Origin of the sequence: Haladaptatus sp. AB643 (assembly GCF_024136975.1) — an archaeon.
Classification (GTDB): domain Archaea; phylum Halobacteriota; class Halobacteria; order Halobacteriales; family Haladaptataceae; genus Haladaptatus.
The window spans coordinates 305073-317404 of sequence record NZ_JAMYJW010000004.1 but is presented as its reverse complement, the minus strand read 5'-3'; the positions used below and the strand labels follow the sequence as shown (position 1 = coordinate 317404).

Here is a 12332-nt window from a genome sequence, read left to right as displayed (position 1 = left end):
CCGTCTCGGATCATTCGACGCGCTCGAACCGATGTCGGAACACCGTCGCGTCGTCGTCCCACTCGAAGTCATCGTGGGCGCGGTCCAGTCGCTCGCGGTAGGCGTCCAAATCCTCCGAGCCTTCCGCCCGTGCGTCCTCGTCGGTCAAATCGCCCAACGTCCGTTCGGTTACCGCCACGACCTCGAACGTTTCGCCATCGATGTCGAAGGTGTCACCCTCCTCGGCGTACGGGTTGCCACGATGAAGCTGTGACACCTGACCGGCCGTGACCGCTCGCTGAACGTGCTCCGACGGGAGTAGCGTGTCGGCGTCGATTTTCGACATACCCGTCCTTCGTCCTCCACCGAAAAAACGACTGCCCTTCGACCGTTCAGCCTTTCAGCACGCCGCCGATTGCGCCACCGATGGCGTTGTTGAGCGCCAGCAGAAACGCGACGAAGATGGCGATGAGGAACAGGCCCATGCCGCCGAACAGCGACCCGGCCGGACCGCCGACGAGTCCGCCGAAGACGGTTCCGGCCAGTCCGACGAACAGGGCGACGACGATTCCGCCGAGCGCCCCGGAGAGGAGGCCGTGCCAGAAACCACTCCCGAGACCACCGCCGGCGACGTAGCCCGCCGCAAAGCCGCCGATCAGTCCGGCACCGACGTGACCGATTCCGGGGAGGGCGAACGCCACGATTCCGGCGAGGACCGACACGACGAAGCCGACGAAAACCGCGTACCAGTTAGTCATGAGTAAATAGGTTGGGAGTGGGAAAACAAAAGCCTCTCGCCAAAATCGGCTGGCAGAACGGTATGAACGCCCTTTTAAGGTGGGAGGGCATACGAACGTCCATGATTTTCGAGACCCTTCCGACAACGCCCACGTCGGAGGAACTCATCGACAAGGCGTTCTCGCGGGCGACACGGGCAGGCCGGGCCAAAAGCGGTATTCAGGCTCAGCAGTCCATGCTCCAGACCGCTTCGAACATCCTCTCGGACAACATGCAAAACGTCGTCACCGCGTGGCCGGATTTCCAGGAAGTAGACCCGTTCTACTACGAACTCGCGGACGCCGTCGTGGACGTCGACGAAGTCAGAAAGAGCCTTTCGGAGATCCAGTGGGCCTCCCGGAAGACGAAGGACATCGGCCGCGAGTACCAAGGTAAACTGCGCGGCGACATCAACTACGCTCGCAAGGTGCGAAAACAGGGGTTCGCCCGCCTCGCGTCCATCGTGGAGGAAGTCGAGGACGACCTCGCCCGAATCGGCGAGGCGCGAAACGACCTGCGCACGCTTCCCGACATCGACCCGTCGGCCCCGACCGTCGTCGTCGCGGGCTACCCCAACGTCGGGAAGTCGTCGTTCGTCAACACCATCACGAACGCCCGCAACGAAATCGCGGAGTACCCGTTCACCACGAAGGGTATCCACGTCGGTCACTTCGACCGCCAGCACATCCGATATCAGATAGTTGATACCCCCGGACTGCTCGACCGTCCGGCGGACGAGCGAAACGCCATCGAAACGCAGGCGGTGTCGGCGATCACCCACCTCGCCGACTGTATCCTGTTCTTCGTGGACGCGAGCGCCTACTGTGGCTACCCGCTCGACGCACAACTGGAACTCCGTGACTCGGTCGAAGCGGAGTTCGGCGACGTGCCCGTCCTCACCGTCTGCAACAAGTCCGACCTCTCGACCGACGTGGAGGCGGATATGTACATGAGCATCGAGGAGGACGACAACGTTACGGAAACCCTCGACGCCGCCGTGGACGCCATCGGCTACGAACCCGAACTGCCGTTCGACGGATAGACCGATTTTCCGGACGCCGCCTCACGCCGGAACTTCGCTAGTCTCCACGTATCGGATCTGAACCGCGACGCTTTTTCCCGTCCGCTGTGCGATTCGGTCGTGAATCCGCCTCGTGAGTTGTGGATACTGTTCCCCTTTCGGCTTCCCAACAGTGACGACGACTCGGTCCGGTTCGCGGAACGGCAGGTTTCGCGTGTAGTCGTTCTTCCCGAGCGGGAACGTTTGACTGTACTCTACCTGCATCCGCAACTTTTCGGCCTGCTGATACCGCGGTTCCTGAAAGACGTGGTTTGTCGCGATACTGGATCCCTGTTCGAACTGCGAACTCTGGTAGGTAAAATACGTGACTCCACCGAGGAACACCGACAGGACTGCGATCCCGATGACGAGGACTCCGATCCGTTTGACGGTCTCCTCGCGGGATGCTTCCAGTCTGAACCAGTTCTTCGGCCGATACCCCATGTACTGGAGCGTTACGAGGGCGGCGAGATTGATCGAGAGGACGTTCACGAGGACGAGGACGAACGCTCCCAGCGCGACCATCGGCTTTTGCCACGCGATACCGATACCGACCGCCGCGGCGGGCGGGATGAGTGCCGCCGCGATCATGACGCCGACGAGGGCGACCGACACGCCAGCGGCGAGGCTGACGACGCCCGCCGCACCTGCGCCGAGCGCCACGATGAGCGAGAGAAAATCGGGCGACAGTCGCCCGCTGATCTGGGATATCTGGGTGATGTCCGTGCTCGGTGGGAAGAGAAAGAGGTTCCTGATGAGGAACGCGAAAATCGTCGCGCTGCCGATGGCGACGGCGACGCCGAGCAGTTGGAGTTTGACGCCACGGCGAAACATATCGGGTTCGTTCAACACGGTACCTACTGACGCGGACAGCGCGGGACCGAGCAGTGGCGCGATGACCATCGATCCGACGACGACGGCCGGGGAGTCGAGCAGGAGTCCGGCAGTCGCCACGACGGCGCTCACCACGGTCATGAAGACGAAGGTCTGGAACCGGGGGGACAGCTCCCGCGCTTGCGTGAGGATTTCGTCACGAGCGATCCTGTTGCCGCCGTTTTCCGCTTCGTAGCGTTTCGCGAGTTGCTCGAACTCGCGGGACGTGTCCGTCTCGGCGTCGATGATTACCGTGTGGGCTTCGTCGCTCAACCCGGCGTCGTGAAGCTTGTCGATGACCGGTTGCACCGCGTTCTGCGGGAGCGGAAACGTCGCGATAGCGGCGTACCGACGGCCACCAGTCTCGTCGGTGACGAAGAAGTCGATTCCCTCGGATTCGAGCGTGTCGATGACGGTTTGTCGCTCGCCCGTCGGGATTGATACCTGTACGAGTCGCACGTCCTCCGATGCGGTTCACAGATTGATATAATCGCGGGCCGATATGCCGTTGGTTCATCCGATTTCTCCGTCAACTGCTACTGTCCGTCAGGGTGCCCTATCGATGTCGACGTAGCGAATTTGAACGGAGACGTTCCGTCCCGTGCGCCGGTAGAGACGGGTTCGAATGCGCTCGGCCAGTCCGGGATAGGTTCGGTCCGTGGGCCTACCGACAGTGATGATCACTTCACGCGGCTGATGAAACGGGAGCGTCGGGTCCCGATACTTTCGGGGGAGCGAAAGGGAAGGTCCGTATCGAACGACCGTTTCGAGTCGCTCTCCCCCCGCGTATCGCGGTCGTTCGAGCAGTGAATCGGTCGTTTCTCGGACGGTATGCTTGTACTGTGCGTCCTGTACCGAGGAGTACGTCACCCCGCCGAGAAAAACCGAGAGGAGGACGATGACGACGAAGAGGACCGATGCACGCTTGAGCATCTCTCCTCTCGAATGTCGTCGTTTCAACCACCCTCGTGGTCGATAGCCCATGTATCGGAGCGTGATCAGTGCCGAGAGGTTGATGGCCAGAAGGTTGACCAGTACGAGGATACCGGCGCTCACGGTGACGGCCGGTTCGCCCCACGCGAGGCCGATGCCGACCGTCGCGGCGGGCGGGATGAGCGCAACGGCGATCATGACGCCGACGAGGGCAGTCGAAGCACCGGCTGACAAACTGATGATTCCGGCGATACCCGCGCCGAGTGCGATGATGAGCGAGAGGAAATCGGGGGAGATTCGAATCGCGACCTCGGGTATTTTCGTCACGTCCGCTCCGGGCGGGAACAGCGGAATCGACCGAATCAACGCGGCGAAGAGGGCGGCGCTTGCGACCGCGACGATGACGCCGAGGGCCTGTAACCGTACGCCCCGTCGAAACAGGTCACGGTCGTCGAGAACCGTCCCGATGCTCGCCGACAGCGCGGGGCCGACCAGCGGCGCGATGACCATCGACCCGACGACGACGGCGGCCGAATCGAGCAGGAGTCCGGCAGTCGCCACGACGGCGCTCACCACGGTCATCGTGACGAACGTCCGGAGGCTTGGAGAGAGTTCACGGGCGCGAATGCGAATCTCCTCGCGGGCGATGCGAATTCGTCGCCCTCGCTCCTCCCTGTAGCGTTCCACGAGTCGCTCGAAGCGATTCGAGACGTCGACCTCGGCGTCGATGACGATGACGTGAGCAACCTCGCTCAGCCCCGCATCGCGGAGTTCGTCGATGACCGGTTGCACCGCGTTCTGCGGGAGCGGAAACGTGATGATCGCGGCGTAGTCCTCCGCACCGCCCCGTCCGCTCGTCTCCTCGGTGATGTAGTAGTCGATGTTCCTCGCTTCCAGCGTTTCGATTACTAGCTCCCGTTCCCCCACCGGGATGGCGATTTCCACGAGACGCACATGCCGAGCACGACCCAGAGGACAATAAGTCTCGACGCGGGAGACGGCGGAAAACCACGGCGGTTAAACGTCGAGCGGCGTACGAACCACTATGTTCGAAAATCGACCCGGCCGAGATGCGGAAATCGTGTTCGTCGGGCGCTCGAACGTCGGCAAATCCACGCTGATGCGTGAGTTGACGGGCCACAAGTTCGAGACCGGTGGCAAACCCGGCGTCACGCGCCAACCGAACCACTTCGACTGGGCCAGCGAGGATTTCATGCTCACCGACCTGCCCGGCTTCGGGTTCATGTCCGGCGTCGAGGAGGAGTACAGGGAGCAAATCAAGACCGACATCGTCCAGTACATCGAGGAGAACGCCGAGAAGATCCTGCTCGGCGTGCTGGTCGTCGATGGGAAGAGCGTCATCGACATCATCGACCGTCACTCGGGCGAGGACGAAATCCCGCACGACGTGGAGATGTTCTACTTCCTCCAGGAGGTCGGCATCCCGGTCGTCGTCGCCGTGAACAAGATGGACAAAGTGGACGACGAGGACGAACGCCTGAACGACCTCTGTGACCGCCTCGGACTGCATCCGCCGTGGAAGCAGTGGCAGGACACCATCGCCCCGATCAGCGCGAAACGCGGCAGTATCGGCACGCTGAACGAGGCCGTGAAGACCCATCTGCACGAGGAGAAGCGCGACGACCTGTTCAAGTTCTTCTCGTAACGAAGGGAATCGGGTGATTCAAAGCCCGCCGTTCACTCACGTTCCTACAAATCGCATCGCACCCTCGGCGACGATTCGCGCGACTTCGACCACCTCGTTGGTGTAGACGAACTCGCCCGCGCCGTGGATGTTCTCGCCGTCGGGGCCGACGATGACGGTCGGCAACTCCGCACGGTCGCCGAGGTAGTTGAAGTCCCCGACGCTGGCGAAGTAGCCGAACTCGGGTTCGACGCCCGCGACGGATTCTGTCGCGCCGACGAGCGACTTCACGAGGTCGTGGTCCTCGGGCGTGACGTACGGGCCGTATTTGATGCCGGGGTCGGGCGACTCGCGAAACCCGATTTCCACCTCGCTTTCGATGTCCAACTCGTCAATCGCGTCCTCGGCCTGTTGGCGCACCAAGTCCTCATTTTCCCCCAGAACGACGTGGCGGTCCACCATGAGGTGGGCGCGCTCGGGCACCGAAAGCGTCTGACTGCCACCCTCCAGCAGGAGCGGGCAGACCGACCCGTCGCCGAGTTTCGGGTGACTTCCGGTATCGAGATTCGAGAGCGCGTCGGCGACCTTTCCGGCGTCCACGACGGCGTTGATTCCCTTGTGCGGTTGCGAACCGTGGGCGGCGTGGCCCTTGACCTCGATGTCGTAGAGGAATCGCCCGCGAGCGCCGAGGAGGAGCGCGGGGTTTTGGATGTCCTCCTCCTGTGCGAGGATGGGGCCGGGTTCGGTGACGATGGCGGCGTCGTAGTCGTCGGTGTAGCCGTCGCGGATGAGGCGGTCGGTGCCGAGGCCGTACGGACCTTCCTCGTCCACGACTGCGGAGAGAACGACGTCACCCGCGAGTTCGGCCTCCGATTCGGCCAGCGCTTCGAACGCGACCATCACGGCGGCCAGTCCGCCCTTCATGTCGCATGCCCCCTGTCCGTACAGTTTGCCGTCCTCGATTCGGCCGGAGCAGGGGTCTTCCTCCCAGTCCTCCACCAGCAGGACGGTGTCCATGTGCGCATTCAGGAGGAGCGTCGGGGCGTCCGGGTCGTTACCGTCCAAGCGTGCAAGGACATTGTCGCCCTCGTATTCAGTGATTTTCGGCTCGCTGACGTGGTGGTACTCGGGGTCGAGCCCTCGGGAATCCAACCAGTCGTAGACGAACTCGCTCAGTTCGTGCTCCTCGAAGTACGGCGAGGGGATACGCACCATCTCCTGCAGGAGGGAGATGGTTTCCTCGGGGTCGATTGCGGGGGTCGCTGTTTTAGTCGCTTCCGCGGATTCAGTCATCCGAGACGACCTCCGGCCCACTCGTCTCGCGCTCGTCGCTCGCCACGCCCGGAAGGGTGTCGAGAATCGCGCCGACGTCGGTGCCGCGCCGGTTGCCGAGTCGCCAGTAGACGGTGAAGATACCGAGTCCGACGACCATCCACGGGAGGTAGATGCGGAGCGTCGGCGTGGCCTCGAACGCGGTCCAGTACGCGCTGGCGAGCGGGATGTTTCCGGCCAACGGCGACCCAAAGAAGTCCGCGAACGCGCTCGGAAGACCGCCGAAGTTCGCGGCCTTCGTCAGCAGTCCGGCGGCCCCGACGGAGGCGACGACACCCGTAATGGGCGTGAGCCATCCGTAGTCGAAGCCCGCCTTCTCGGCGAGATCGGGGCGGGAGAGCCGAACGTACAGCAGGGTCAGGGAGACCGTCGAATAGGCGATGAGGTAGCTGAACGTCGCGATGATGATGGCTTCGTTGAGGCCGTCGCTCCAGAACGTCAACGCCGCCGCCACGGCGTACAGCGTGACGAGCGAGTAGTGGGGCGTGCCGAACCGCTGACTCACCGCGGAGAACTGCTTCGGGAACACCTCGTCCCACGACCACGAGTAGGGCATCTTGATGCCCGCGGCCATCACTGCGTGGACGCTGGAAGCAGTAGCGAGGAGACCGCCGAACGCGACGATTGCGGTCGCGCTGTTACCCAGGAACGCCTCCGCCGCCGTCGCCAGCGGTCGGTCCGAGTTCGCCAGCACGGTGTAGTCGCCGACGACGCCGTAGATGACGACGGCCGTCCAGACGTAGAGAACGATGAGGAGCGCGGTGCCGCCGACCATCGCCAACGGGAGGTTTTTGGACGGGTTCTTGACTTCCGCGCCCATCTGTCCCGCGACGGCGATGCCGATGTAGGCGTAGAACAGCGGGACGGCGGCCCCGATGAACCCGTCCATGCCGCCGGTGAAGAACGGATGGTAGTTCGCGGCGTTCACATGGAACGACCCCGGAATCACGAGGATGAGGATGGCCACCATCAGCACGGCCATGATGGCGTTCTGCGAGAGGCTGTACTCCTTCGTCCCGACGAGGTTGACCAGAAAGAGGACGGTGAGGAGCACGAAGCCCGCGATTGTCGCGTCGATACCGGGATAAAACACCTGTAAATAGTTGCCGAAGCCGAGCGCGAGCACGGCGTCGGCGGCCATGTACCCCAACCACTTCGACCACGTGACGATGAAGCCGGGGAGCCGACTGTCGAACGTCCGCGAGATGTACGCGTACGACCCGGCGGCGGCCGGGAAGATGGTCGCCATCCAACTGTAGTTCACCGCGATTGCCATCGCCAGTATTCCCGAGAGGACAACCACGAGGATGACGCTCGGTCCAGTCGTCGAACTCGCCGTACCCAGCGTGACGAACAACCCGGCCCCAAGCGTCCCCGCGACCACCGTACTCATCGCACCGAACAGCCCCATATCCCGTGAAAGGCTGTTACTGTCCTTGCCGTGTGATGATGACATATGATGACACACAACTAGGCGGGGGCTTAGTCCCCGTCCCTCCCATGTGCGGGGTGACGACAGTGAGATGGAGTAGAAAGAATTTGTGCTTCGACAGCGGCGTAGTCGCCAGGGAGATTACAGCGACTGGGATGACGACCCAGAAAGCCCCCGCTCGTTCGCTACGCAACTGAGTTGATTCTGGTTTTGCGATTGCAGTTACTGAGAAGACAGCCCCGAAAGCCCCCGCCAGTTCGCGGTCGCTCAGCGACATCTCGGCGCACACGGCAAGAGCGCAGCTCTTGCCTGCTCTCGTTCGCTCCTCCGTCGCTCACGAGAAAACCGCACGCCGAGAGGGGTCGCTGAGGCGACTACACAAGCGCGAATACAGTCGGAGGCAAGCTCCGACAACGTCCCGCTCGCAGGCTCGCGGAACCGCCCGGCCCCTTTCAACCCACCCAAGCACCGCTTCCACACTGCTTCCGCACCGCGCCACATCCTCCCCAACCGACTGCGTTTCTCGCTCACATTCGTTCGCTGCGATACTCATCCCTCGCGCGATAGCCAGCAGGCTGGTTACGAACGCAAAGCGTTCGTCACATCCCGAAAATCTCCGATTTTCGAGGACCTCGGCCGGAGTGGCCTCGGTCCTGCTGGCCCGCGCGCCGCGGCGGTTGGTTGGACTGCACGCTACCGACCTCGTGGTGACGAAGCAACCACATCAACCCACCAAGAAGAATAACGCGAAGAAGAAACCCCACTCCCCGACTTCGCCGTCTCTAATTCGTGGAAACGATTTCCACGACGGACCGGTGATCGAGTTCCGAACTCGAACCGATCTGGCGCTTGCTCCGGCAGTCGATGCCGTGGAGGAACCCGTCGCCGATGTCGCTGTGCAGGTGGTACGCGAAGTCCTCGGCCGTCGAGCCACCGGGGAGGAGGAAGCAGTCGCGGAAGACGCCCTTCTCGCTGGCGCTACCGTTGGCGGAGCCAGGGAAGATGGCGATGAGATCGAGTTCGTCGAACAGCGCGGCTTCGAGGGCGCGCTGGACGCCGGTGCCGTCGAACTCGTTCGTGAACTGCCGAATCTGGTCGAGACCCTGTTCCTGTTCCTCGCTGATGTCGCCCGTGATTTCGAAGTCCGCGTCTCCGGCGTCGTAGTCGATGACGCCCTGTTCGGCGGCGTTCTTGAGCGCCTTCTCGGCGTGGGCGCTGGCGGGGATGATGGTCAAGTGCTCGTAGTCGGGGTCGGAGGTGATGTCCTCGTAGTTCGCTTGGGCTTCGGGCGTGTCCATCTTGTTCGCCGCGATGACCATCGGTTTGGTCCGCTTGCGGATTTCGCGGGCGAGTTCCTCGCGGTCCTCGTCCTCCCACACCTCGGGGTCCAAATCGAGGCCGAGCGAGAGGATGATCTGTTTTATCTCGTCCTTGTTCGTTTTGAACGCCGACATCTGCTCGGCGAGGTCCTCCTCGATGTGTTTCTCCTCACCGGCGTAGCCCGAGCGGAAGCGCTCGATACCCTTTTCGAGGACTTCGAGGTACCACATGTCGAGTTCGTTTTCGAGGAAGGCGATGTCGTCGCGCGGGTCGTGGCCCTCGGTCTTCTCGCCTTCGATGTCGGTCTTCCCCGAGAAGTCCACCACGTGGACGAGCACGTCGGCCTCGTTCAGGTCGCTGAGGAACTGGTTGCCCAACCCCTTGCCCTCGTGTGCGCCGGGGATGAGTCCCGCCACGTCCACGAGTTTCGTCGGGACGTAGCGCGTCCCTTCCTCACAAAACCCGACGCTGGGGGTGCAACTCTCGTCGAATTCGGGTGCGGCACACTCCACGCGGGCGTACGCCTCGCCGATGGACGGGTCGATGGTCGTGAAGGGGTAGGCACCCTCCGGCACGTCGTTCATCGTCGCGGCGTTGAAAAAGGTCGATTTACCCACGGAGGGTTTCCCGACCAGTCCGATTTTGTAACTCATTAGGCCGGATTGGGAGATTCGAGGCTAAAGGCGTTTTCAAACGACGGGACGGCTGTCGAATGATACCGAATGGCTCGGCTCGCGTGCTCACTCGGGGAACGTGGGGTCGATTCCGTGGCCCGGGCCACCGATGCCGATGGTCGGCCCGCCGGTCCCCGTAATCACGTCCTCCGCGATGAGCAGGTTGCCGTCCAAATCGACATGCGAGAACGACCCGATTCCGGCGACGAGGTGCGCGCTGGTGTGGATCCCGAGCGCGCTTTCGAGCATGCACCCGACCATCAGTTCGACGTTCGCGGCCTCCGCTATCGACGCGATGTCCCGCGCGGCGAGCAATCCCGACTTCCCCAACTTCACGTTGATCACGTCCGCCGCGTCCTCGCGGACGATCCGAATCGCGTCTTCGGGCGTGAAGACGGCCTCGTCGGCCGCGACCGGAACCGACACGGTGTCCCGCGCCCGCGCCAGTCCGACCACGTCCGCCGCGGGCGTGGGTTGTTCGATGAGCGAGAGATCGATTTCCCGCGATTCGATCTCGCTGGCGAACTCCGCGGTCTCCTTCGGCGTCCAGCCCTGGTTCGCGTCCACCGTCAGTTCCGCGTCGGGCGCTCCCTCGTGAACCGCTGCGACGCGGGCGACGTCGTCCGCGACGGTCGTTCCGGTCTTCACCTTCAGGCAGTCGAAACCCTCCGCCGCCGCCCGCGCTGCCCCCTGCTCCGCATCCTCGGGCGGCATGATGGAGATGGTGAAATCCGTCGTCACCGGCTCCGGCGACCTCCCGAACAGTTCCGAGAGGGCCATCTCCCGCTCCCGGCAGTAGGCGTCGAGAATTGCGGTTTCGACGGCGAAGAGCGCGGAGACCATGCCCGGAAACGTGCTTCGAACCTCCCCGATGAGGCTTCGATAGTCGGCGAGCGACTTCCCTTCGAGCAACTCCGTGGCGGCGCGAGCGGTGGCGAGCGCCGCCTCCTGTGTTTCCCCCGTGACGGGCGTGAGCGGGGAGCCTTCGCCGTATCCGGTCACGGTCTCCGTTTCGACCGTCACGAGGACGTTCGTCGCGCTGTGTTGTGTCCCGAGCGAGATTTCGAACGGTTCGCGCAGGGGCAGGTCCAGGGGTTCGACCGACGCCCGTTCGATTTCCATTTACAGCGCCTCTCGGACCATGCCGAGGAGGTCCTCCGGGCCGCCCTCGTCGTAGACGTTCGCGGCCGGGACGGAGTATTCGACATCTGAGGGGTCACCCCACGTCGAGACGCCGGCGACTGTCGCGTCCGAGAGTTCCTCCACGAGGTGGCGCTCGGCTTCCACGCCCGCGAGCGGCCACTGGTCGAAGTGGGTCCTGTTCTCGCGGTTCGGGTCGTCCACCAGCACGACCGCGTCCGGCCACGAGCCGTGAAGGACGCCCAGCGTGACGCTCGAATAGGCGCGGTGGGTGAGCGACGCTTGACCCTCGACGAAGACGATGTCGTGGTCCTCCGCGACGGCGGATACGAGGTCCTCGACGACGCCAGCCGTGAAGTCCGCCGGAACGCGGTCGATGACGACGCCGCGGTGTGCACCGACCATGATGCCGGTCTGGCCGGTCGCGACCCAGCCCGCGTTCAACCCGGCGCGTTTCGCCGCACGATACAGTTCGAACGTCGTCGTGCGCTTGCCGACCGCACAGTCGGTCCCGGCGGTCAGTATGACGTCGGCATCGGCGTCGTCCACCGACCCGTCGCCCACCCGTAGGTCGTCTTCTCCCGGTGGTTTCCGCACGTCGAACAGGGTAACGCCGTGTTCGTCGGCGAGACTTTGCCAGTGCTCCTGCTCGGAGAGAAAGACGTGCAGTCCGGAGACGATGTCGAGTCCGGCCCGGATGGCTTCCTCGATGTCTTCGACCCACTCGTCGGGCAGTTTGCCACCGGCGGGTGCGACGCCGATGACGAGCGCCTCGGACTCGGGCGCGCGGTCGAGCGCGTCGCCCGTCGAGGAGACGATCGGCACGTCGCGCGTGTCGGGGCGACCCAGTACCTCGCTCGTGGGGTCACCGGCGTGCGTCGAGTCGATGACGGCTCGTGCGTCGAACAGTTCGCTGTGCATGACGACCCCGTTAGCCGTTTTTCCATCCATCGTTCCGAACGCCCCCTCGGCGAGAACGAGTGCCGGGGCAGGGGCGTCGAACGAATCGCGGAGGTTCATATGATACACTGACTCACAACCATTGAAAGCCTTCCCCCCTTTCATGCACGGGTGTCGGTTCGGGGACCCCTCACTTTTGTCACCCGTGCTAACAAATGTCATTCTCCCTGCCATACACTTTTGCCAGCTTCATTCCTCTATCCCGAT

Annotated in this window: 11 protein-coding genes; 2 read left to right on the top strand and 9 right to left on the bottom strand. The window is 63.4% G+C overall.

The window, feature by feature from the left end:
* Positions 1–10 precede the first annotated feature (10 nt).
* Together NKF25_RS10860 and NKF25_RS10855 are read right to left on the bottom strand one after the other, a co-directional pair.
* On the bottom strand, positions 11–325 hold the full coding sequence (locus NKF25_RS10860) for an ASCH domain-containing protein (protein WP_253226693.1): 315 nt from the start codon (positions 323–325) through the stop codon (positions 11–13).
* Between the two features lie 46 nt (positions 326–371).
* Complete coding sequence (locus NKF25_RS10855) at positions 372–737, bottom strand: DUF5518 domain-containing protein (protein WP_253226692.1); 366 nt, start codon at positions 735–737, stop codon at positions 372–374.
* 101 nt (positions 738–838) lie between these two features.
* Between NKF25_RS10855 and NKF25_RS10850 the strand changes: the two genes are divergently transcribed.
* Positions 839–1798 carry an NOG1 family protein gene (locus tag NKF25_RS10850; RefSeq protein WP_253226691.1) on the top strand — a complete coding sequence of 320 codons (960 nt, stop codon included), beginning with the start codon at positions 839–841 and terminating at the stop codon, positions 1796–1798.
* A 21-nt stretch (positions 1799–1819) separates the two neighbouring features.
* On the opposite strand, the gene NKF25_RS10845 is transcribed toward NKF25_RS10850, so the two are convergent.
* A complete protein-coding gene (locus NKF25_RS10845) occupies positions 1820–3148 on the bottom strand; it encodes a TIGR00341 family protein (RefSeq protein WP_253226690.1) in 1329 nt (442 codons plus the stop codon).
* Positions 3149–3235: 87 nt separating this feature from the next.
* Positions 3236–4576 carry a TIGR00341 family protein gene (locus NKF25_RS10840; protein ID WP_253226689.1) on the bottom strand — a complete coding sequence of 447 codons (1341 nt, stop codon included), beginning with the start codon at positions 4574–4576 and terminating at the stop codon, positions 3236–3238.
* A gap of 91 nt (positions 4577–4667) precedes the next feature.
* On the opposite strand from NKF25_RS10840, the gene engB reads away from it, so the two are divergent.
* Entirely contained in the window at positions 4668–5288 is a 621-nt protein-coding gene (gene engB / locus NKF25_RS10835) for a GTP-binding protein EngB (protein ID WP_253226688.1), read from the top strand.
* A gap of 36 nt (positions 5289–5324) precedes the next feature.
* Here the strand turns inward: engB and NKF25_RS10830 are convergent, their stop codons facing one another.
* The 5 genes from NKF25_RS10830 to NKF25_RS10810 all read right to left on the bottom strand — a co-directional run bounded on the left by NKF25_RS10830 (position 5325) and on the right by NKF25_RS10810 (position 12185).
* Entirely contained in the window at positions 5325–6560 is a 1236-nt protein-coding gene (locus tag NKF25_RS10830) for a M20/M25/M40 family metallo-hydrolase (protein WP_253226687.1), read from the bottom strand.
* A complete protein-coding gene (locus NKF25_RS10825) occupies positions 6553–8055 on the bottom strand; it encodes an APC family permease (protein ID WP_253226686.1) in 1503 nt (500 codons plus the stop codon). The genes NKF25_RS10830 and NKF25_RS10825 overlap by 8 nt, the downstream gene beginning before the upstream one ends.
* A 758-nt stretch (positions 8056–8813) precedes the next feature.
* Positions 8814–10004 carry a redox-regulated ATPase YchF gene (locus NKF25_RS10820; protein WP_253226685.1) on the bottom strand — a complete coding sequence of 397 codons (1191 nt, stop codon included), beginning with the start codon at positions 10002–10004 and terminating at the stop codon, positions 8814–8816.
* A gap of 87 nt (positions 10005–10091) precedes the next feature.
* A complete protein-coding gene (locus NKF25_RS10815; RefSeq protein ID WP_253226684.1) occupies positions 10092–11147 on the bottom strand; it encodes a dipeptide epimerase in 1056 nt (351 codons plus the stop codon).
* Positions 11148–12185 carry a DUF1611 domain-containing protein gene (locus NKF25_RS10810; protein WP_253226683.1) on the bottom strand — a complete coding sequence of 346 codons (1038 nt, stop codon included), beginning with the start codon at positions 12183–12185 and terminating at the stop codon, positions 11148–11150.
* Positions 12186–12332: the final 147 nt, after the last annotated feature.